Source organism: Psychrobacter sp. 2Y5, from assembly GCF_051847375.1.
Lineage (GTDB): Bacteria > Pseudomonadota > Gammaproteobacteria > Pseudomonadales > Moraxellaceae > Psychrobacter.
On record NZ_JBPYDA010000001.1, the window covers coordinates 204,366 to 225,406 of the forward strand.

Consider the following 21,041-nt stretch of genomic DNA (forward strand, 5'->3'; position numbering starts at 1 on the left):
TTCAATAGGGTTGCATTATAGCTTCAATATAAGCGCTGATACACTGCCGCTTGGGCAAACTTGCCAGAGCAAGCTAGCAAGTCAGCATTGATAACGTAACCGCTATTGCTAATATTAGGTGAGCCAAAGATGCTGTTAGACGCCAAAACATTAGGATGAGCGGCGATATCGTTGTGGGCCTCTGCATTATGATCTGCTATATGCTGACGGCTTATCTGTGCATTATGAATGAACTGCGCCGCCAAAGGCTGCTCCTCATCACGAAATAGAAACTGTAGCGCCCTTAGCTGTCCGCCAGTAGCTTGTGCTAATTGCGGAATGATCTGCTCTACTAGCGCGGCTTGTAGCTGCGGCAAGTTGTTTACGGTTAATAAAAACGCGTGGCCCAACTGCGCCTCTTGCCCAAGCGTCTGCGTAATTCGTTGATTAAGCCCAGCCAATAACTGTCCTAAATCAACAGCCTCCTCATCGACGCGAATTGTCGCTAGCAATTCAGGCTGCGTCGGACAATCAATGAAGCGAAAACGTCGGCGCAGTGCTATATCGAGCGGGGCTAACGAATGGTCTTGGGTATTCATAGTGGCATAGATATCAACATTGGCCGGAACGCTAAAGGAGCGCCCAGAATACGCGAGCGTCACAGACATAGCATTGGGCATCCCGATACGTTTGTCCGGCTCAATTAAACTCAAAAGCTCGCCAAACACGCGAGCGACGTTGGCGCGATTGATCTCATCAATCAGCATAGCATAACGCTGCTCAGGATCATGAGCTGCTCGCTGACACAGCTGCAAGAATGCGCCGTCTTGTACTTGATAGCTGACTTGCCCCGAGCTGTGAGCGCCTAGCACCGGACGAATGCCCTCGACAAACTCCTCATAACCATAGGCCTGATGAAAGCTCACCATACTGAAGCGCTCGTTACGCATGGGTTGAGCGCTGCTAGCTTGGCTAGTTTGCTGGGCCTGGCGATACTCCGTTAGCTGCTGCTGTAAGTCCTCTAGCAGTGTCAGACTATCGGCTAACAAATACCAAGCACCGCTCTCATCTTTATCAAAATAAGCTTGGCTGGCGCGCTTATCACAGCTGACCGTTTGTGAACTGACCGGACTATGAGTCTGGAGTACCGACCAGACGGTGTTATTAAGATTTTTGATTCGCTCATTCTGCGCCGCTTTTGTGACAAAAAACTCATGCGCCACGATTTCTGGTACTTTCACCAACTCTTTTTGCTCAGCCTTTTTATCTAATAAGATCAGGCAGACCACTTCACGCCAGCTCAACTCACTGACCAACTGCGTCACCCACGTTTGTTGGTCAACGGTGGGCAAACAATCGCTGTACTGTTTAGCGATTTGTAGCAGCCGATACGTTTTGCCCGTGCCAGCGACACCGCTATAGATGACGTTGACGGGATTTTGGTTAGCGGGTAAGGTTTCGGTAGGTGTCAAAGATCTCATAACGTCACTGTATATCACTGTATTTTGATGGCGTGGTAGTTTATGCTAATAGACAAAACGATAAGTCGCTTAATGCTATCATATCTTGCTTATCTCTCACTGCAATATGACTTTTAAATGGTGTCACTCTAGGAATATTATATGTCAGGATTATTCAATAACTTACCCCGTAAATTGACCAAAAAAGTCACCGAAAAGGTTCCCAGTCAGCTGCCTGAAAAAGTAGCAGAAGCCATCAATACGGTAACGGATAAAGACGACCAGACCAATGCGCCAACCAGCACCTTAAAACCTGTGAATAATCAATTCTCTAAGCTATTATCAGTCACTAAATATCTGCCTAGTGGCGCCCGCTCTACCATTTTATCCAAAGCCTTTGGCAAAGTAGTGCCTTATGTTGGGACTACTGGCGTTTATTACGAAACCGTTGAGCCCAACCAAGTGGTCGTCAGTTTAAAAAACGACAAAGGCGTGCAGAACCATATCGGCTCCATCCATGCGGTCGCCGTGACTTTACTGGCTGAAACCGCGACAGGGTTTATCTTAGGGCTTAATTTACCTACCGATCGGATGCTGCTGATAAAATCCTACTCGGTCAATTTTTATCGTCCGCTAAAAAAAGGCCAAGTCGCTGCAATCGCTACTTTGTCTGATGAACAGCGCTTAGAGATTCTAAATACGCCAAAGGGTGAGATGGTTATCCCTTGTGTGATCAATGATCGCGAGTCTGAAAGTGCGCGCGACCCTATCACCGTTGAGATGACTTGGGCCTGGATACCCAAATCTGAGCTTGAGGCGCGTCGTCAAGGCCGCGAGCAATCCGCGCAAGAAACGAAAGCCAATAACACTGAGAATAGTGAGTCAAACTCTACGGACAAAGAGCAAACCGATACTTAACTCAAGAGCTAGGATTAGAATTTATTGATTAGTACGTTCACTAACAACGGAATTTACCATTTACAGTGCTAGTCAAATATGACTAAAACCAAACCTGCAATAATAAGGATAAAATGATGATTACATCTCATAAATCACCTGCCACAAAACTTGGCAAAATATTACCCACGGCAGCACTAGCTCTAGGCTTAGCTTTTAGTGCGCAGGCGGCAACAGCAACGGCTAACCCTACTTTGAGCCAATCGAAACCTGTATTCTTAGGGGATGGTGGCGACTATCCTTTTTCATCCGCGGTTCGGGTTGGTGATACCTTATATATGTCAGGGCAGATTGGCTTTAAAGACGGTAAGTTAGTCGAAGGCGGCATCAAAGCAGAAGCCAAACAGAGCCTAGATAATATCAATGGCGTGCTGTTGCAATACGGCTACCAAAAATCAGACCTAGTCAAATGTATGGCTATGCTCACGGATATGGGCGACTTTGACGACTTCAACGAGGTGTATAAAGCTGAGCTGAGCAAGCCTTATCCAGTACGTTCAGCCTTTGGAGTAGCAGACTTAGCCGCCAATGCTAGCGTTGAGATTGAATGTATCGCAGCTAAGTAGTAAATAGCTTAGTCTTAAAGGTTCAATACGCTCTAATATAGGGTCTGTTGAAAATAAAACTGTTATAAATTTAGACGCGCTACTGGTATAAATCTTACTTGCTTGCTGTGCGACTTCGTCACTCCAAAGGCTGCACAAAATTCATCCCAGTAATGCTATGTGATTTTGAAGTGTATTAACTATAGTACGTTATAAAAATCGTGTGAAGACCGTTATTTTTTAGCATTCTTTATATCGGTCATTATTTATATCGGTAAAGCGTCCTCTAGCAGGGCGCTTTCTTTCGTGACGCGTAACACCTCCTCAAGTGTCGTGCGACCCGCGATCACTTTATGCAAACCATCAGCGCGAATCGATGGCGTCTGCGCACGCGCGTAGGCTTCTAGCTCAAACTCGGCAGTATTGCTATGAATCATCCGCCGCAAGGTATCATCGATAGGCACGACTTCATAAATAGCGGTACGTCCCTTAAATCCGGATTGATTACACTTATCACAGCCGACAGGTTTGGGTAGCTTGATAGTACTAAGATGCTCAATGCCAATCTCGGTAAATAGCTTGGCTTGCTCAATATCAGCGACTTGCCAACTATGGCAGTGACTACACAAGGTACGTACCAAGCGCTGCGCCACAACGCCAATCAAAGACGAGGATAATAAAAACGGCTCGACACCCATATCTTGCAAGCGGGTCACCGCACCAATAGCGGTATTAGTATGCAAAGTAGATAGCACTAAGTGACCGGTTAAAGAAGCTTGAACCGCAATCTCAGCAGTCTCAAGATCACGAATTTCCCCCACCATCACCACATCTGGATCTTGACGTAGCATCGCGCGCAGGCTTTTGGCAAAGGTCATATCGACCTTATTATTGACCTGCGTCTGCCCGATACCATCGAGCTGAAACTCGATCGGATCTTCGGCGGTCAAAATATTGCGCGTCTGATCATTGAGGTCAGTCAACGCAGCATAAAGCGTCGTGGTTTTACCCGAACCCGTCGGGCCGGTAACCAATATAATACCGTGCGGCCGATGAATCAGATGCGCAAGCTGTTTGTAGTCATTATCGGCGAGCCCTAAGTAAGTCATGTTGAGCCGGCCCGCTTGCTTATCGAGCAGGCGCATCACCACCCGCTCGCCAAAGCTTGAGGGCAGCGTCGATACCCGCACATCCACTTCGCGCCCTGCCAGTCTCAAACTGATACGCCCATCCTGTGGCACGCGCTTTTCGGCGATATCAAGCTTGGCCATAACTTTGATACGCGACACTAGTAATGGGGCCAGTTGCCGCTTGGGAGTGATAATCTCTTTGAGCTCGCCATCAACGCGAAAACGCACCACCAACCGCTTCTCAAAAGTCTCGATATGAATATCTGAAGCATTTAAGCGAATAGCTTCTGATAACAGCGCATTGATCAGCCGAATAATAGGCGCATCGTCTTGACTGTCCATAAGGTCTTCGGTCTCAGGAACACTATCCGCTAAACTATCGAGATCGGGATGATCTTCAAGGCCTGCAGCAATATGCTGTGACTCGCCAGTATTGCCTGCATAAGCGGCATTCATGCGTTTTTCAAACTCATCAGGACTGACGCTACTATACTCAGGAGCTGTGCGTAGCCCTTGCTGCTGCAAAAACCGCATCGCTTCATTGACAGCCGATAAAGGCGTGGCTTTAGTCAGCACTAGTGTCGGCGGCATATCAGGGTCGATGGCAGGTATTGCCAATAACTGATGGCGCTTAGCAAAGCTGTACGGCAGTGGCGTCATAATGGTGACCTAATAACTAATGGATCTAAAAACTGGATCATAAAATAGCTTGCGTATAAACAGTTACTTTATAGCGTTGAAAGTTTTTTAGTAAGCTTCTATGATTTTGTTATAATAACACTTTTGCTACTTTTGAGCGCGTGAGTAATAGCTAAACTATACTATTTATTCACTATGCGATGTTGATGACATTTATCTTATTTGGCTCAACACAACCCTTAAACAATCCCTTTTTTTAACTTTTATTTCAGTAACTCCATACTTCAAACTGCTTTTATGAATAAGCTATCAGGACTCATGATATGTCACAAGCGATAACGACAGCTAACGACCACAGCGCTGCCACTGTAGATGATTTAGATACTTTCACTGTAGGTAGCCGGACATTTTCATCGAGACTGCTAGTCGGTACTGGTAAATATAAAGACTTAACCCAGACGGGTAAAGCTATTACCGCCTCAGAGGCTGAGATCGTCACTGTCGCTATTCGCCGCACCAATATCGGTCAAAACAGCGATGAACCTAATCTGCTAGAGGTCATCTCGCCAGATAAATATACCATACTGCCCAACACCGCTGGTTGTTTCGATGCCGATAGCGCGGTACGCACTTGTAAATTGGCTCGTGAGCTACTAGGGGGTCACAACCTAGTCAAGCTTGAAGTATTAGGCGATGAAAAAAGCCTATACCCTAATGTCACTGAGACCTTAAAGGCCGCTAAACTATTAATTGATGATGGTTTTGAGGTGATGGTCTACACCTCAGATGATCCTATCGTCGCCCAAGAGTTAGAGAGCATGGGCTGCGTCGCCATTATGCCCTTAGGAAGCTTGATTGGCTCAGGTCTTGGTCTGCTAAATCGCCATACTTTGAGCTTAATTATTGATAACGCTAAGGTGCCAGTCTTAGTTGATGCCGGCGTAGGCACCGCCTCCGATGCTGCTATCGCAATGGAGCTGGGCTGTGATGGCGTCCTGATGAACTCAGCGATTGCTCACGCGCAAAACCCAGTCTTGATGGCCCAGGCCATGAAACAAGCGGTTCGCGCTGGACGCGCTGCCTTCTTAGCAGGCCGTATGCCGATGCGCAGAATGGCTACTGCCAGCTCGCCTCAAACCGGTTATTTCTTTCAATAGCCAGTTTGAGCCTGCTGAGTTTTATATTATTTTTAGTGAATATTGATTTAGTTAGTTATAATACTTATGTATTGCCCTATCGCCATAAAAGGATTTAGCATGCGACTAATGACAGCAGTTGATCAACTCTTTTTACTTCTTGAGTCTCGTAAGCAGCCCATGCATGTGGGCGGCTTGTTTTTGTTTGAGTTACCGGAAGAGGAACAAGGAGAAGATAGCGACTTTGTTTATCAGCTTGTCCAACAACTGCAAAACTCTGAAGTGCCGCCAAGTTTTCCATTCAACCAAGTATTAGAAAACTTGCTATTTTGGAAGACAGATGATCAGTTCGATGTCGAGCACCATTTTCGCCATGTGGCGCTGCCTAATCCTGGCCGCGTGCGTGAGCTACTAATGTACATCTCCAAAGAGCATAGCCGTCTATTAGATCGCGCGATGCCACTGTGGGAGTGTCATGTCATCGAAGGTATTTTGCCAGAAGCCGAAGGTAGGCCTCAGCGTTTCGCTTTATACTTCAAAATCCACCACTCATTAGTCGATGGCATTGCCGCGATGCGCTTGGTACAAAAGGCTTTGTCACAATCACCTAATGAGCCGGTGACGCTACCTATCTGGTCACTCATCACCCGTCATGGCAAAAAAGCTGAAAACTTGCTTCCCGTTGCCCGCTCCGCTTCGCGTATAGTCAAAGAGCAATTATCGACTATCAAACCGGTATTTACGGAACTTATCGATAACTTCAAACACAACGGCAAGCCGGATTATGTCGGTACTTTTGATGCGCCTATGAGTGTGCTTAATCAGCGAATCTCCGCCTCACGTCGTATTGCGGCTCAGTCCTATGATTTACAGCGTTTTCATACTATCGCTACCGCCTTTAGTGTCAATCAAAACGATGTGGTACTCGCAGTTTGTGCCGGTGCCATCCGTCGCTATCTACTGACTATGGATGCGCTACCGAGCAAGCCTTTAATTGCTTTCGTTCCTATGTCTCTACGCAGAGATGAAAGCGCTTCGGGGAATCAAATCTCCTTTTTGATGGCCAATTTAGGAACGCATCTAGAGGATCCCGTCAAGCGTATGCAACTGATTCACGACAGTATGAATAGTGGTAAGCGCCGCTTTCGCCGGATGAATAAAGCCCAAGTCATCAACTATAGCGCCATCGCTTACGCTTGGGAGGGGCTCAACGTTCTGACCGGGATATTCCCCAAGAAACAAGCTTTTAACCTGATTATCTCTAACGTACCAGGCTCAAAAGAGCCGCTATACTGGAACGGTGCGCCGCTAAGAGCACTATATCCAGCCTCCATTTTGGTCGATGGACAAGCGATGAATATTACCTTGGCAACTTACTTAGATAAGATTGAGTTTTGTATCACCGCGTGTAGTAAGCTGCTACCCCGTGTACAGGATATTTTATTATTAATGGAAGAAGAGCTCAGCTTGCTTGAGGATATCTGTGAAGAGAAGCGCTTAGGCGTTCGCTACTGATTTGACGGCATCAATTCGCTAATTATTGAGGCTAAGTATTTGCTCAATGTCAAATAAATAAAAAAGCTGACCTCATAATGAAGTCAGCTTTTTTGCTATTAATTCTTACTACTTTTTCTTAGCTATTTTTAAGTACGGCGCTATTTAACTAATGCTGTTTAATTACTATAGCGCGCCACTCCAGCAAGGAACGACCGTTTGCATAAGTGGTTTTAACAGCTTGACGTTACAGGCAAAGATAGAGCCTGAGGTCATAGAGTTATGAGCACCGGTATGGTCGACCACAGTACCACGTGCTTCGGTCACAATCAACTCTCCTGCGGCGATATCCCAAGGCTTAATAGACATCTCAAAATAGCCATCGAAACGGCCCGCGGCTACGTAACATAAATCTAGCGCCGCTGAGCCTAAACGGCGTACTTGGCCGCCCGCTTCGCTTACCTTTTGCAAACTCTCAAAGTGCTGCTTGGCATAAGAAACCACTTCGCCGTCACGATGGCGCTCTAGGGGGTGACCGGTAGTAAATAGGCCGCCCTCTAAAGTTTTGCGATCGGTGACCTGCATACGGCGGTTGTTCAAACGCGCGCCTTTACCGCGGCTGGCTGAAAACATCTCGTCACGAACTGGATCATAGACGACGCCATGCTCAGTCACCCCTTTATACTGCACAGCGATAGACACACAAAACTGCGGCACACCGTGGACAAAGTTTTTAGTGCCATCAAGCGGATCGATAATCCAACACCAATCAGCATCTTCACCGCGCCCGTCTTGCCTGCCAAACTCTTCGCCTAAGAAAGAATGGTCAGGGTAGCTGGCTTTGAGCGTAGCAATCGTTAACTCTTCGCTATAGCGGTCAATACGAGTCACTAAACCATCGAGTCCCTTTGACTCAGTATCTAGCTCGACTTTGTGACGGTTTTGATGCGCGTATAGTATCTCTTTACCGACTTTTTCGGCAGCACGCGCTGCGATAACGACCATGGGTTCCATAAATAACCTATTTACTTGAGTGATAAAATAATATGTAAAACATTGAAGAAAATAATATTGAGAGAACAAGCCGCCTTACGATAAAAGCTGCTGAAGCTGCTTGACGACTCCTACGACATCCAGACCACTATCAGCCCACTGCTCAGCTTGCGAGCCATGAGCGATAAATCGATCGGCAATACCTATATTGCGTAGTAGAGGGCGCTGATGTTTAAAAGCTGTAGAGTCGTTGAGTAGATATTCATTGACTGCACTACCCGCGCCGCCCATAAGCATATGCTCCTCTATTGTGGCAATATGAGTCACGCCTTGCGCTAGTATTGACTCAATCAGCTCGCTATCTAGCGGTTTGACCCAGCGCATATTGACCACTTGTACTTGTAGCGTATCGTTACTGTCGCTGTTGCGGCTTTGTTCTATGATACTAACCGCGGCATCTTGTGCTGTCGCAACCGTCGTACCAAAAGCTAAAATCGTAAGCTTAGTCGTCGCATTATCGGCTCCCAGCACAGTCTCTATAACTGCCTCTCCGACTTTGTATTGCTGCAGCGGGCGCTGAATGACCGCGCCGATACCCTGCCCCCGTGGATAGCGAACCGCGGCTGCGCCTTTATACTCATAACAAGTATTCAAGAGCTGATAACACTCGTTTTCGTCTTTTGGTGCGGCGATTATCATATTGGGCACGCAGCGCAAAAACGCAAAATCAAAGACCCCAGCGTGGGTAGCGCCATCTTCACCGACGAGTCCGGCTCTATCGATAGCGAAGGTGACATCGAGATCTTGTAACGCCACATCATGGATAAGCTGATCATAACCGCGCTGCAAGAAGGTCGAATAAATAGCGACGATCGGCTTGACGCCTTGCGTTGCCATACCAGCCGCTAAAGTGACCGCATGCTGCTCAGCAATAGCCACATCGAAGAAGCGCTCTGGAAACTGACGCGCAAATTCAGTCATGCCTGAGCCTTCTTCCATCGCAGGCGTGATAGCAAGTAAACGCTCGTCGGCAGCGGCTTTATCGCACAAAAACTGCCCAAAAACTTGCGAATACTTTAAGGCAGAAGTAGCAATAGGCGCTTGCTCGGCACTTTTCTTTTCGCTATCGGTCTCATTATTTTTAGTATCATTTTTTTGAGTCGCATTCGCCTCAGGACTTGTCTCAACAGGAAGTTTGCTAATGGCATGATAGCCCACAGGATCCGCTTCTGCTGGCGCAAAGCCTTTACCTTTGGTGGTATAAATATGTACCAGTACTGGACCTGATACTTGCTTAGCTAGCGATAACACTCGCACTAGCTCAGGGATATTATGACCATCAAAAGGGCCAAAGTAAGTAAAACCTATCGCTTTGAATAAATTATCTTCTATTACCGGCACATCACGATGTTCTTTGTGACGTTTACGGCGATCAAAGCCCTGCATATGAGGGCGATGGCATAAAATAGGCTCGCCAGTATCTGAGATATCGACTTGATAGCCTGACTCCCATAGCATCGCTAAATGACGCGAAAACCCGCCAATAGAGCAAGATATCGACATATCATTATCATTCAAAATTACCAGCAAGTCAGCATCTTGTTGTACGGCATCATTCATCGCTTCAAAAGCCATACCGCCGGTCATCGCCCCATCACCAATCACACAAGCGACCGTCTGCTCAAGGCCTTGATAACGCAGCGCCAAGCTCATACCTAAACCGGCTGAGATAGACGTCGAAGAATGCCCTACGCCAAAGGTGTCATAAACGGACTCTACACGCTCAGGAAACGCTGTTAGCCCATCTTTCGCGCGAATACTGTGTAGCTGCTCACGGCGGCCAGTTAGGACTTTATGAGCATAAGCCTGATGCCCAACATCCCACACGATCTGATCGCTTGGCGTATCTAATAAATAGTGCAGCACGATAGTCAGCTCAATAACGCCTAGATTAGCACCGAAATGACCGCCGCTTTGTCCGGCTGAATACAACAAAAACAGTCGTAGCTCATCGGCTAAGGTTATCAGCTCTGCTGCATTTAATGATTTGATGTCTTTTGGCGAGTCAATAGCATCGAGCAGTGGCGTGTTCGGACGCACACGCGGAATCTGCGCATAAGTCTGTTGCAATGCTGACAGTGGCGTAGCAGAATGGGGAGCTGGTAACGTAGACGAATCAGCTGATAAATAAGACTGTGAGGAATGAGGGGATTGCTGCATAAACCGTACTATACCTACCAATCTGCTGACAAGGCATCGCCTTACCATACCGTTATATTATATAGATGTTACAAGTGACTCTACGAGCTGTATAAAATACAATCAAGCGATGGCGACGCTATGTCTCGGCCCTCGATATCGACTTAATAGACTCATTACTGTCTCACCACGCGCTGATAGCATACCTCATTACTTTGGATTTATAGCAAGCAATGTTGACGAGGCAGTAGAATGAGGACAGAGACTTGTCACTGTATCTGTTAAAATAGTATGGCATAATAGCATTTTTTTTAATCTGTCGCTTTAATCATCGTGCGTTGTCTGTGAACTTTATGTGTTTTTCTGCTCAATCGGCATCTGCCCTAGTATTTTGGATAAAAGCAACTATATAGTCCTATAGACGCAGCTATTTTTATACTCTACATATTTTTATAGTCAGTGCTTATCTTATAGCAAGGATATAGTCAGTATTTATGGTTGCTGCCATGTCTCTACTTATAATTTGTGTACGAAGTCGTAAACAGATAAACAAACCTTAATTATAAACCCTCATTGATAATAAAGCCGCTTTTAGATTTAACGGTTTTTGATTACCCGATGATTGGCCTTTGCAGGACCTAAATGTCATACCAATTTATTACTAGCGCAGCCCTACCTACTCATCATGGCGATTTTGATATTCACGTCTTTGAGAATGAAGACGGTCAAGAGCATGTGATGCTGACTATAGGCCTGCCCATAGATAAGCACAATGAAGATAAGCAAAATAGTGCAGCCAATCGGCCGGTACCACTGGTTCGTATCCATTCTGAGTGCTTAACTGGTGATGCTTTTGGCTCTTTGAAATGCGATTGTGGTCCGCAGCTCAATACCGCGATGCAAGCCATTCAAGAAAATGGCTGCGGCGCTATCTTATATCTACGCCAAGAAGGACGTGGTATCGGTTTGACCAACAAGATTCGTGCTTACGCGCTGCAAGATCAGGGCCATGATACCTTAGATGCCAACTTAATGTTAGGCTTGCCAGCAGATGCTCGCATTTATGATATGTGTCAGCCGATGCTTGCGCACGTCGGTGTCGATGAGGTTCATCTCATCACTAACAACCCTGATAAAGTCGCTTATCTAAGCGAAAACGGTATCAAAGTTGCGAAGCGCATTCCCCTAGTCGTTGGTATCAATGACGCCAATGCTGACTATTTGGCTACCAAACGCGATCGTATGGGGCATCTATTTGACAAAGAATTCAATACCGCAATCCATCTCAATAAATAAGGTCTGTGCTAGCGTAAACAGACCTTAAACGGCACACTTAAACACACCAGATATTATAGATATTTTTATGAGTTATTCTGATAGCACTAATCCCAATAGCCATTCTCATACTGAGCCTGTTACCCCTACTCACGATGATATTGCGCGAGTACGTGCCTTCTTAGTTGAGCTACAAGCGCGTATCTGTCAAGCGTTAGAAGCACAAGAGCGCAAGGGCGGCGGCAGTGCCACTTTTGTTCCTGATGATTGGGAACGTCCCGAAGGTGGCGGTGGTCGCTCTTGTATTTTGGCAGATGGTGAGGTTATCGAAAAAGCAGGCGTGATGTTCAGCCACATCCACGTACATAACTTGCCAGCTTCAGCGACAGCGCGCCACCCTAATATTGCCGGTCGCAGGGCGCAAGCAATGGGCGTCTCTTTAGTGGTCCATCCCAAAAATCCTAACGTTCCCACTAGCCATGCTAATGTGCGTCTGTTTGTCGCCGAGGCTGAAGGCGAAGATCCGATTTGGTGGTTTGGTGGCGGCTTCGATCTGACGCCATTTTATCCGGTACTGGCGGATTGTGTGCATTGGCACCGGGTCTGTCATGATCTGTGCGCGCCCTTTGGCGATACGGTCTACCCTGATTTCAAACAGTGGTGTGATGAGTACTTTCATCTGCGTCATCGTGATGAGCAGCGCGGTATCGGCGGTCTGTTTTATGACGATGTCAACTTTGAGAGTCGCGGTTGGGATTTTGAGACCTGCTTTGACTTTATGAAAGCCGTAGGTAACGGCTATCTTGATGGTATCTTGCCTATTTTTGAGCAGCGTCAAGACACCCCTTTTACCGATGAGCAGCGCCAGTTTCAGCTTTATCGCCGTGGTCGCTATGTAGAGTATAACTTAGTCTACGATCGTGGTACGCTATTTGGCCTACAGAGCAACGGCCGTATTGAGTCTATCTTAGTCAGTATGCCGCCGCTTGCCAGCTGGCATTATCGCTTTGAACCTGCTGAAGGTACGCCTGAATTTGAGCTGACGGATTATTATTTAAAGCCGCGTGATTGGTTGACTTTGTAGCTTTTACCGCTACAATGAACGCTACTTTTACAAACAAGTGTTTTATCCATCGCTCATGGTATGGTGTTATTGAGAGTTGATATGGTAGTTAGCTAATTACAGTCAGCTATTAGTGAAAACTTACTTTTAGGTCAGCTTTTATAGCTGGCCTTTATCGTTATAGAAGCTTTATAGTGGTTTATTACACAAATACTCTACACAACTCATCGCTGCACCCTTTATATTTAAAGCAATAAGTATAAAAAAAGTTCATTGTACTTTTAGCATACTTTTTAACTTGTAACACTTTTTAACTGAGAGCACCTCTTTAACGACAGCCGATTTTTAGGCAAAGCATTAGATAGTGCGCCTAATTCAATAGCCATTAAATAAGGAAGTTTGCATATGCTATCCCTTCATCGCAAGACCTCACTAAAATCTATCTTTGGCATCGCTTTGATGTCTGCCGCCTTAGGCATAACCGCTTGCAGCGACCCTGTAGACCCTGACGTAAAAGCTCGTCAAGATATTATGAAAGATTATGGTGATGCAATGGGTATCATGGGCGATATGTTGGAAGCGCCTGACACCTTTGATGCGGAACTTCTGAAAAACCAAACGTCATTTTTGGCAGAAGCGTCACAAAATCCTTGGATCCATTTCGAAAACCAAGAAGCGATTGGTAATGCTACCGAAGCAGTTTGGAGCGATAACCCAAGCTTTGTCGCTGAGTCAGAGAACTTTCAACAAGTAACTGCTGAATTGAATAATGCAGCTCAGACTGCAACTAGCGTTAATGATTTTGCACCTGCCTTCAAAGAAGTAGGCGCTAGCTGTAAATCTTGTCATACTGACTTTAAAGTAAAAACTGATTAATACTACAACCATAAATTAATCTTGATAGGGTAAAAAATAAAACCGCTATATCAGCTGATATAGCGGTTTTTTGGTACTGAACTAAGCCACTCATTAAGTCTCGTCAGCGGCAAACAGCACATTGCGTACCACTGAGCGCGAATCCGCCGAGCCACCAAGTGAGCCCGATAGCACGCCTACAGAAGCTAAAAAGATCACCAGACGCATGTGAGCGCCTAAGGTCGCGCCGTCCTTATCCGATGTCCAAGTACTCATCAAGGGGTCTGGGAAGACAAAGATCACCACGCCGTACATCAGCACGCCGAACATAAAAAACAGACAGATCAGCGTCAGCATCAGCGCCAAATAAGTGGCGGCAGCAGTCACCACTGAACTCTCTGAGGTCTGCCCTCGCCGTGTGGAGATCAACCGAAAAGAAAAAGCTCGATAAAGGACAAAGCTGGCAGCCAAAAAACTGGCCAGCACAAAAACAGCCAACTGTGCATAAGACACCGAGGCGGCGAAGTCCCAGGTCTCGCCGCCAAAGATAAGCACAATAATCACCGATAGCGCGGCGGCGATCATAGTGGGTAGCTTGGTAGTGATGCGTAACGGGTTGGCGCGGATCGCGCCGCGTAGGATACGCGGCAGATTACCTAAGATATGGCGGACAATAAAAGCAAGTTTGCTACCCTTTTCGCTGCTTTGGGAGTAGCGGTCATTGGCCTCGCGCGGCAGGTTCTGAACCATTTGCTGATGCTGAGCCTCTGTAAAGTGCTGCATAGCATCTAAATCCTCCGCTGCTTGTACGCGAGCCAAATAATTGCTTGTATCTGCGGCGTAGTCTAGATTGAGCAGACGTCCAAAGCAGTGCAACATCAAGGTCGTCAACCGTTCGGTACGTAGTGCTTCTTGAGAACGCTTGTCCTCGCTACTATCGATTAGCCGGCGCGTAGAGATCACTGCCACATTGGTGAGCTGGGAGGGCAGCGCTAGCAGGTAGGACATTGATGCGGCAGCAATCTCTACATCGGTGATAATCAGCAAAAACGCCAGCTTGCGCTCGGTCTTCTCATTGATGCCAATCTGTACAAAATCAAGCGCGCGGTAGCCATTCTCATCAGGAGTGAGGCCTGGCCCTGCAAAAGAAAACGACGCGACTTCTATGTTTAACCTTTCTTGTATGACTTGATTGAACTTGACCATTGCCGCCTCGGTCAAGCTATCTAACGTGTTTGTTGATGTGTTTAGGCCAACCAAATCATTTGCCTTAGCATCGTCTGTCCTCTTAGCAATGCTAAGTTTCATGACACCAAGGGCGATGGTTCTATTGGTCATAAAAGGAGGCTTCTGTTAGGCGACAATAGCAACTGACCCGGCGATCTTACAGTCATCCTGTTATTCTATTGATGTTTTATTGGCATCACTCGTTTGTGTTTGATCCAATTTATTTGAGTCATTTAAGTCATTGACGACAGTTTTTACTGACGGATCACTCAAATCTATCGTGCGTATAGGGAAAGGAATATTGATATCCGCTGCATCGAGCGCTTTTTTGATCTCAACGATCACTTGATGGATAGAGGCTACTTTATTAGCTTGCGTACCATCTTCAATAAACCAGCGTACCGTTAGATCCATAGATGAGCCACCAAACCCTGTGGCAATGATACTTGGATCTGCTTTAACTGACACTGTATCTGCTTTTTTTAGGGCTTGGATAATCTCTGCCTTGGCTTCTTCGATATCATCCTCATAACCGATACCCACTTCTACCTGCAAGCGGCGCTGCTTGTAAGCGGTATTGACTGTCAACGCTGAAGTATACAAATCAGAGTTGGGGATGACCACCTGCCGACCGTCATAGGTCTTAATTGTAGTCGCGCGGATCTTAATATCCTCGACCGTTCCTTCATAATCGCCTGAGACAATCTGATCGCCAATACGAAACGGCTCGGAGATCAACAGTAAAATACCAGATAGCAAGTTTTGGAAGATGTCTTTGAAGGCAAAACCAATCGCCACGGAACCAATACCGAGCGCTCCTATCAGTTTGGCGGGGGTAAAGCCTGGGATAGCAACCACCATCGCAATCATAAAACCAATAAAAAATATCAGCGCGCCGCCTATGCGTTGGAACACTTTGACTAAGTTTTGATGCCGACTCCGACTTCCTAATATCTTGCGCACCACTTTTTTGAACAACAGCGATAATAACCAAAAAATAACTATAACGATTATCGCGGCGACAAAATAAGGAATGCGCTCGACAAAGCTCATCACTAGCTCGTTGGCGGTATCAACGATAGTGTGATAAGTCATAGCATCAGTAGGCACAACATCCGTTGCGGTATCCGCAGTGGGTTCAGCAGTAGCGACAGGGCTCGACATAAAACAGGTTATCCTTTAGTTAGTATTGGCTATGATCAGTACACTATAAACGCTACGCTAGCCCATTAAGTCCGCTTGAACGATCTCAATCCAATAGCCATCGACATCTTTAATAAAAGCAATGTTTTTCATGCCGCCTTCTTCGGGACGCTTTTTGAAGGTGACATGGTTTTGATCAAACCAAGCGACCGCCGCTTCTAAGTCAGGCACGGTAAAGCAAATATGACCAAAGCCTTGTGGCTCTTCGTTGCCATCGTGATAGCTAAAATCGGCTTTATCTTCTGTGCCATAGTTATGGGTCAGCTCTAAAATTCCGCGCTGACGAAAGGTATAGATGGCTAAATCATCACCCGTGGGGAGGTTGTCACGCTCTTCATCAGTCAGCTTAGCCAAAAAATATAAATCAAACTTCATTTCAGGGAACTTTTTTACCGCTAATAAAGTCATGCCCAGTATGCCAGTATAAAAGTGCAAAGCTTTGACCGGATCCTTCACTCTGAGCATAGTGTGATTGAAGGTAAAGCCGTCAGTTTGCGTAGCAATGGCCTGGACGCCCGCTGATTTTACACTGTTATCGGGTTGCTGATGAGTTGACATATCGTTTGACATAATAGCCTCTATTATTGATGTTGTTAATTACCCTATCACGTTAAAAAATATAATGATAATTGTACTTATATTAGGATCTGTCGATGCCATGGTCAACTGTTCAACAGTCCTTAGGCCGTTCAACAGACTTTAATAACCAACCATTATTCCTCTAAAAAACTTACCTTGCCAGTCTGCAAGTCATATTCTGCGCCAACGATTAGTAGTTGGCCGCTGCCTACTAAATCCTCTAAAATACGTGAGCCGTACTTGAGCTGACTCACTGAAGTACGTACATTGGCGCGTATTGAGCGCTCAATTAACTCATCAGCATCGACGTCTTGACCATCAGCGGTGGCAAGCTCATGCAGATTATAAACACTAGGACGAATACGATCGACGATAGATTGTAGGTTTGGAGAGTAGTTTTGTTCAGGATTGATTAAAGCATCAACGCAAGCGGTAACAGCGCCGCAGTGCGAATGTCCTAACACCACGACCAGCTTAGTGTCGAACTTGTCAGCCGCAAACTCGACTGAACCTATCTGCGATGGTGCCACGACATTACCTGCGACCCGAATGACAAAGAGTTCGCCTAAACCTTGATCGAAGACAATCTCTACCGGTACGCGCGCATCTGAGCAGCCCAAAATAATAGCTAAAGGATTCTGGATACTGACTAGCTCCGGTCGCTTTTGTGTGCAGGGTTCGGCGGTTAAGTTTTCTACATAGCGAATATTGCCTTGTTTCAACATCTCTAATGCTTCAGCGCCTGTTGCTGGGCGGTTCTCGGCTGTCATAAGATATCCTTCAGTAACCTTCGGGTAGATAATTAGATTTGAATAGCTAGCTTTAGAACATTGGCTCTAAAACCAGCTCATTTCAATTATAAAGTGTTAACTGGTAAGGTATCTGCTTTAAACCAGTAACCGTAATAATTGTATAGTAATAAAAAAGCGATTAATAATAAAATTTGCTTTTTATGGTTAACAGCGGTTTGCTCTTTTAGGCGGACGTGACCAGTTTGACGCTCTCTTGCAATCTATAGGGGTCTGTTGACCATTCGGCCGTGCTCATTTGCGAATGTTCAACAGACCCTAACGAACTTGCACTTATTTGCTCAGCGGGTTTGTTATAATAACCCACACTTGTCTCTCGCTAAATATGAGATTGATTTGGATAATCAGGACTTTCGTTCATGACTGACTCGCCCGCGACCGCCGCTTCTACTTTTACCCAGTCTGCTAAGATGGATAGCGCGCAAATTGATAGCACCGACCCTGTTGGCAAGACGCTACTGCAACTGACAGGGATCAAAAAGTCTTACGATCAGACCGAAGTATTGCGCGATATTACGCTCGACATCAAGCATGGTGAGTTTTTGACTCTGCTTGGGCCTTCTGGTTGTGGCAAAACCACCCTGCTGCGTCTGATTGCTGGTTTTGAACAACCAAGCGTTGGCAAAATTCAACTAGATGGCATACAAATGGCAGGCTTGCCTGCTGATAAACGTCCGGTCAATACCGTGTTTCAGCAATACGCCTTGTTTCCGCATATGAGCGTAGCGCAAAACGTCGCTTATGGTCTAAAGATCAAAAAAGTGCCCAAGGCGGAGATACAAGCCCGGGTGCGTGAGATGTTAGCTATGGTGCAGATGGAGCATCTAGCCAATCGCCGCCCACAAGACTTGTCGGGTGGTCAGCAGCAACGCGTCGCTATTGCGCGCGCCGTCATCAATCGCCCTAAACTACTTTTGCTCGATGAACCACTCTCCGCCCTCGATCATAAACTGCGCTTGCAAATGCAATCAGAGCTCAAGCGCTTGCAGCGTGAGCTGGGTATTACCTTTGTGTTCGTGACCCATGATCAAGAAGAAGCGCTATCGATGTCGGATCGAATTGCGGTAATGAAAGACGGCCGCTTTCAGCAAGTCGGTACACCAATAGAGATTTATGAAACCCCGGCTAATTTGTTTACCGCTAAGTTCATCGGTGAGGCCAATCTCTTTCAAGCAGAAGTACATGGGGTCTATCCTGAGCAAGCGGATCGCAATGGCCAGCTTACCAATGGCCGTATTGAAGTCGAAGTCTGTGAAGCGCAGGCGCAAGACGGAGCCACTAATTTGCGTAATTTGCGCCGTCCTGACTTTGCCAATGCCGTGCAAGTCGGCGATAGGGTCAATCTACTGCTACGTCCTGAGGATTTGCGTATCTATGATCCCGCCGACAGCAATCATGCTGGCTTACTCGGACGAGTGATCGAAAGTAATTATAAAGGCAGCACCTTAGATTCGATTATTGAGCTACAAAACGGCCATATCATCAAAGCCTCAGAATTCTTTGATGAAGATGATCCGAGCTTTGATTATAAAATCAATGAGGCGGTAAAAGTATCTTGGGTTGATGGTTGGGAGTGGGTACTACCGAATGACACCGCTACTGCCGACGACAAGACAGATGACGTTACGTTCAATCATGCAGCCGCTGAAGCAGTGACAGTCGATACTATGAACGGTCTTAACGCTACGCAGAAGGATATGGACTGATGGCGCGTAGTAGCTTAACGAATAAAGGCGCTTTTCGCACGGTTACCCTATGGCTGATATGGGGCTGGCTGTTGATCTTTGCGCTCTTGCCTAATATCTTAGTCATTGCCGTCAGTTTTTTGACGCGCGATACTAGCGACTTTATTAGCTTGCCGGTCACTATTGAGAGCTATCTGCGCTTATTAGACCCGCTGTATTTTGAGGTGTTCGTCCACTCCTTATGGATGGCGGGTATTACCACCGTACTATGTTTGTTACTTGGCTACCCTTTTGCTTGGCTGGTCTCACGAGCTCAGCTGCGCTGGCAGCCGCTACTGATGTTACTACTTATATTACCGTTTTGGACCAACTCCTTAGTGCGGGTCTACGCGCTAAAGCTGCTGCTAGCAACTAACGGTCTAATCAATAAAGCGCTGCTCGCTATCGGTATCATTGAGACGCCTATTAACATGCTCTACACCCAAGGCGCAGTGATCGTTGGCTTAACTTATCTGTTGTTCCCGTTTATGGTGCTGCCGTTGTATGCGGTATTCACGGACCTGCGTAATGATATGCTTTTGGCCTCACAAGATTTGGGCGCAAGTAGGCGGCAGACCTTTTGGCATATCGTGCTACCCTTGACGACGCCGGGTATCATCTCCGGCGTCTTACTCGTCTTGCTGCCAGCTATGGGCATGTTCTATGTGGCGGATATTTTGGGCGGTTCGCGCAACTTACTGGTAGGTAATATCATCAAAAATCAATTTTTGGATGCGCGAGACTGGCCCTTTGGCGCGGCGGCTAGTGTACTGCTGACGCTGGCAATGGCGGTATTATTATTGGCTTATCGCGCCAGTAGCAAACGCATTGGCAAAACTGACTTCAATGAGGTGGCCTGATGTCTGCTAATTCTATTAACTCAGTGAATAAAAGCCAATCCTCTACAAAAGCGAATAAGCCAAAAAAGGCACTAAAACTAGGAAGCCTATTTGCTAAAGGCTATCTAAGCCTCATTTATATCCTGCTTTATCTACCGATTATCATCTTAGTAGTGATGTCGTTTAATGAGTCAAAGACGGGCTATAACTGGGGCGGTTTTAGCCTAAAGTGGTACGAATCGCTATTTAATAACCAAGCGATGCTCGATGCTTTTTGGCATTCTATTGTTCTGGGATTGGTCGCCGCAACGGTTTCTACCTTGATCGGTACTTTGACCGCTATGGCGCTACATCGCTATCACTTTCGCGGTAAAGGTTTATTGAATGGGCTGCTGTTTGTGCTGATGATGTCGCCTGAGATTGTGCTAGCGATTTCATTATTGGCGCTGTTTTTATTGATAGGATTGCAGCTAGGTTTTGTGTCTTTACTGATAGCGCATATCACTTTTTGCTTGCCGTTTGTGGTTATTACCGTTTTTGCGCGTCTAAGCAGCTTAGATGAGAGGCTGATGGAAGCGGCGCGTGACTTAGGCGCTTCTGAGTCGACGATGGTGCGCACTGTACTTATTCCAGTGATTATGCCGGCAGTCATGGCCGGTTGGCTATTGGCCTTTACCTTATCACTCGATGATGTGGTGGTCTCGACTTTCGTCACTGGCCCAAGCTATGAGATCTTGCCATTACGGATTTATTCTATGGTACGCGTCGGACTGAAGCCTGAGGTCAATGCCGTAGGTACGTTGTTGTTAGCCGCTTCATTAGTATTAGTAATTATTTCACAGCTGTTATTACGTCGCCGCTAACCCTATTGATACTTATGAGTGAATTTCAGCACCTTATCGTTTATAATGAATCCACTTCATCCTCACTATTAA

Annotated in this window: 18 protein-coding genes; 10 read left to right on the top strand and 8 right to left on the bottom strand. The window is 46.3% G+C overall.

What is annotated here, in order from left to right; genetic code table 11:
• Positions 1 to 23 precede the first annotated feature (23 nt).
• Complete coding sequence (locus tag ACS8E3_RS00825) at positions 24 to 1,460, bottom strand: McrB family protein (RefSeq protein ID WP_439240223.1); 1,437 nt, start codon at positions 1,458 to 1,460, stop codon at positions 24 to 26.
• Positions 1,461 to 1,601: 141 nt separating this feature from the next.
• Here ACS8E3_RS00825 and ACS8E3_RS00830 point away from each other — a divergent pair, with 141 nt between their 5' ends.
• Together ACS8E3_RS00830 and ACS8E3_RS00835 are read left to right on the top strand one after the other, a co-directional pair.
• Positions 1,602 to 2,357: a DUF4442 domain-containing protein gene (locus ACS8E3_RS00830; RefSeq protein WP_439240225.1), complete on the top strand. Its 756-nt coding sequence runs from the start codon at positions 1,602 to 1,604 to the stop codon at positions 2,355 to 2,357.
• A gap of 116 nt (positions 2,358 to 2,473) precedes the next feature.
• Positions 2,474 to 2,962, top strand: a complete 489-nt coding sequence (locus ACS8E3_RS00835) for a RidA family protein (RefSeq protein ID WP_439240227.1) — start codon at positions 2,474 to 2,476, stop codon at positions 2,960 to 2,962.
• A gap of 245 nt (positions 2,963 to 3,207) precedes the next feature.
• Here the strand turns inward: ACS8E3_RS00835 and gspE are convergent, their stop codons facing one another.
• Positions 3,208 to 4,731 (bottom strand): type II secretion system ATPase GspE, encoded by a 1,524-nt coding sequence (gene gspE, locus ACS8E3_RS00840; protein ID WP_439240229.1) that lies wholly within the window; start codon positions 4,729 to 4,731, stop codon positions 3,208 to 3,210.
• 302 nt (positions 4,732 to 5,033) lie between these two features.
• Between gspE and ACS8E3_RS00845 the strand changes: the two genes are divergently transcribed.
• Both ACS8E3_RS00845 and ACS8E3_RS00850 read left to right on the top strand, forming a co-directional pair.
• Positions 5,034 to 5,867, top strand: coding sequence for a thiazole synthase (locus ACS8E3_RS00845; RefSeq protein ID WP_439240231.1), 834 nt, complete (start codon positions 5,034 to 5,036; stop codon positions 5,865 to 5,867).
• A gap of 99 nt (positions 5,868 to 5,966) precedes the next feature.
• Positions 5,967 to 7,361, top strand: coding sequence for a WS/DGAT/MGAT family O-acyltransferase (locus ACS8E3_RS00850; protein WP_439240233.1), 1,395 nt, complete (start codon positions 5,967 to 5,969; stop codon positions 7,359 to 7,361).
• Between the two features lie 165 nt (positions 7,362 to 7,526).
• On the opposite strand, the gene ACS8E3_RS00855 is transcribed toward ACS8E3_RS00850, so the two are convergent.
• Both ACS8E3_RS00855 and dxs read right to left on the bottom strand, forming a co-directional pair.
• Positions 7,527 to 8,354 (bottom strand): inositol monophosphatase family protein, encoded by an 828-nt coding sequence (locus ACS8E3_RS00855; RefSeq protein ID WP_439240235.1) that lies wholly within the window; start codon positions 8,352 to 8,354, stop codon positions 7,527 to 7,529.
• Between the two features lie 75 nt (positions 8,355 to 8,429).
• Complete coding sequence (dxs, locus tag ACS8E3_RS00860; protein ID WP_439240237.1) at positions 8,430 to 10,553, bottom strand: 1-deoxy-D-xylulose-5-phosphate synthase; 2,124 nt, start codon at positions 10,551 to 10,553, stop codon at positions 8,430 to 8,432.
• A 621-nt stretch (positions 10,554 to 11,174) separates the two neighbouring features.
• Here dxs and ribA point away from each other — a divergent pair.
• From ribA to ACS8E3_RS00875, 3 genes are all read left to right on the top strand, one after another.
• A complete protein-coding gene (ribA, locus tag ACS8E3_RS00865; RefSeq protein WP_439240239.1) occupies positions 11,175 to 11,828 on the top strand; it encodes a GTP cyclohydrolase II in 654 nt (217 codons plus the stop codon).
• 67 nt (positions 11,829 to 11,895) lie between these two features.
• Positions 11,896 to 12,891, top strand: coding sequence for an oxygen-dependent coproporphyrinogen oxidase (gene hemF, locus ACS8E3_RS00870; RefSeq protein WP_439240241.1), 996 nt, complete (start codon positions 11,896 to 11,898; stop codon positions 12,889 to 12,891).
• Positions 12,892 to 13,275: 384 nt separating this feature from the next.
• Positions 13,276 to 13,746: a c-type cytochrome gene (locus tag ACS8E3_RS00875; protein WP_439240243.1), complete on the top strand. Its 471-nt coding sequence runs from the start codon at positions 13,276 to 13,278 to the stop codon at positions 13,744 to 13,746.
• Positions 13,747 to 13,839: 93 nt separating this feature from the next.
• On the opposite strand, the gene ACS8E3_RS00880 is transcribed toward ACS8E3_RS00875, so the two are convergent.
• The 4 genes from ACS8E3_RS00880 to ACS8E3_RS00895 all read right to left on the bottom strand — a co-directional run bounded on the left by ACS8E3_RS00880 (position 13,840) and on the right by ACS8E3_RS00895 (position 17,504).
• The gene (locus tag ACS8E3_RS00880) at positions 13,840 to 15,063 is read right to left on the bottom strand and encodes a hypothetical protein (protein ID WP_439240245.1); all 1,224 of its coding nucleotides are present in this window, start codon (positions 15,061 to 15,063) and stop codon (positions 13,840 to 13,842) included.
• A 60-nt stretch (positions 15,064 to 15,123) separates the two neighbouring features.
• Positions 15,124 to 16,116, bottom strand: coding sequence for a mechanosensitive ion channel family protein (locus ACS8E3_RS00885; RefSeq protein ID WP_439240247.1), 993 nt, complete (start codon positions 16,114 to 16,116; stop codon positions 15,124 to 15,126).
• A 57-nt stretch (positions 16,117 to 16,173) separates the two neighbouring features.
• Positions 16,174 to 16,725, bottom strand: a complete 552-nt coding sequence (gloA, locus tag ACS8E3_RS00890) for a lactoylglutathione lyase (protein WP_439240249.1) — start codon at positions 16,723 to 16,725, stop codon at positions 16,174 to 16,176.
• 143 nt (positions 16,726 to 16,868) lie between these two features.
• Positions 16,869 to 17,504 (bottom strand): carbonic anhydrase, encoded by a 636-nt coding sequence (locus ACS8E3_RS00895; RefSeq protein ID WP_439240251.1) that lies wholly within the window; start codon positions 17,502 to 17,504, stop codon positions 16,869 to 16,871.
• Positions 17,505 to 17,953: 449 nt separating this feature from the next.
• Between ACS8E3_RS00895 and potA the strand changes: the two genes are divergently transcribed.
• The 3 genes from potA to potC are packed head-to-tail and all read left to right on the top strand — an operon-like array spanning position 17,954 to position 20,969.
• A complete protein-coding gene (gene potA / locus ACS8E3_RS00900; RefSeq protein WP_439240663.1) occupies positions 17,954 to 19,249 on the top strand; it encodes a spermidine/putrescine ABC transporter ATP-binding protein PotA in 1,296 nt (431 codons plus the stop codon).
• Positions 19,249 to 20,127 carry a spermidine/putrescine ABC transporter permease PotB gene (gene potB, locus ACS8E3_RS00905; protein WP_439240253.1) on the top strand — a complete coding sequence of 293 codons (879 nt, stop codon included), beginning with the start codon at positions 19,249 to 19,251 and terminating at the stop codon, positions 20,125 to 20,127. Before potA ends, potB begins: the two co-directional genes overlap by 1 nt.
• Positions 20,127 to 20,969 (top strand): spermidine/putrescine ABC transporter permease PotC, encoded by an 843-nt coding sequence (gene potC / locus ACS8E3_RS00910; protein WP_439240255.1) that lies wholly within the window; start codon positions 20,127 to 20,129, stop codon positions 20,967 to 20,969. Before potB ends, potC begins: the two co-directional genes overlap by 1 nt.
• The last annotated feature ends 72 nt before the right edge of the window (positions 20,970 to 21,041 follow it).

What these genes read in the sequence shown, in the direction of transcription:
- gspE (WP_439240229.1), bottom strand. Translation starts at nt 4,731, where the DNA reads ATGACGCCACTGCCGTACAGCTTTGCTAAGCGCCATCAGTTATTGGCA.
- potC (WP_439240255.1), top strand. Translation starts at nt 20,127, where the DNA reads ATGTCTGCTAATTCTATTAACTCAGTGAATAAAAGCCAATCCTCTACA.
- potB (WP_439240253.1), top strand. Translation starts at nt 19,249, where the DNA reads ATGGCGCGTAGTAGCTTAACGAATAAAGGCGCTTTTCGCACGGTTACC.
- ACS8E3_RS00895 (WP_439240251.1), bottom strand. Translation starts at nt 17,504, where the DNA reads ATGACAGCCGAGAACCGCCCAGCAACAGGCGCTGAAGCATTAGAGATG.
- ACS8E3_RS00835 (WP_439240227.1), top strand. Translation starts at nt 2,474, where the DNA reads ATGATTACATCTCATAAATCACCTGCCACAAAACTTGGCAAAATATTA.
- potA (WP_439240663.1), top strand. Translation starts at nt 17,954, where the DNA reads ATGGATAGCGCGCAAATTGATAGCACCGACCCTGTTGGCAAGACGCTA.
- hemF (WP_439240241.1), top strand. Translation starts at nt 11,896, where the DNA reads ATGAGTTATTCTGATAGCACTAATCCCAATAGCCATTCTCATACTGAG.
- ACS8E3_RS00875 (WP_439240243.1), top strand. Translation starts at nt 13,276, where the DNA reads ATGCTATCCCTTCATCGCAAGACCTCACTAAAATCTATCTTTGGCATC.
- ACS8E3_RS00825 (WP_439240223.1), bottom strand. Translation starts at nt 1,460, where the DNA reads ATGAGATCTTTGACACCTACCGAAACCTTACCCGCTAACCAAAATCCC.
- ACS8E3_RS00845 (WP_439240231.1), top strand. Translation starts at nt 5,034, where the DNA reads ATGTCACAAGCGATAACGACAGCTAACGACCACAGCGCTGCCACTGTA.
- ACS8E3_RS00850 (WP_439240233.1), top strand. Translation starts at nt 5,967, where the DNA reads ATGCGACTAATGACAGCAGTTGATCAACTCTTTTTACTTCTTGAGTCT.
- ACS8E3_RS00885 (WP_439240247.1), bottom strand. Translation starts at nt 16,116, where the DNA reads ATGTCGAGCCCTGTCGCTACTGCTGAACCCACTGCGGATACCGCAACG.
- gloA (WP_439240249.1), bottom strand. Translation starts at nt 16,725, where the DNA reads ATGTCAAACGATATGTCAACTCATCAGCAACCCGATAACAGTGTAAAA.
- dxs (WP_439240237.1), bottom strand. Translation starts at nt 10,553, where the DNA reads ATGCAGCAATCCCCTCATTCCTCACAGTCTTATTTATCAGCTGATTCG.
- ACS8E3_RS00855 (WP_439240235.1), bottom strand. Translation starts at nt 8,354, where the DNA reads ATGGAACCCATGGTCGTTATCGCAGCGCGTGCTGCCGAAAAAGTCGGT.
- ACS8E3_RS00880 (WP_439240245.1), bottom strand. Translation starts at nt 15,063, where the DNA reads ATGACCAATAGAACCATCGCCCTTGGTGTCATGAAACTTAGCATTGCT.
- ACS8E3_RS00830 (WP_439240225.1), top strand. Translation starts at nt 1,602, where the DNA reads ATGTCAGGATTATTCAATAACTTACCCCGTAAATTGACCAAAAAAGTC.
- ribA (WP_439240239.1), top strand. Translation starts at nt 11,175, where the DNA reads ATGTCATACCAATTTATTACTAGCGCAGCCCTACCTACTCATCATGGC.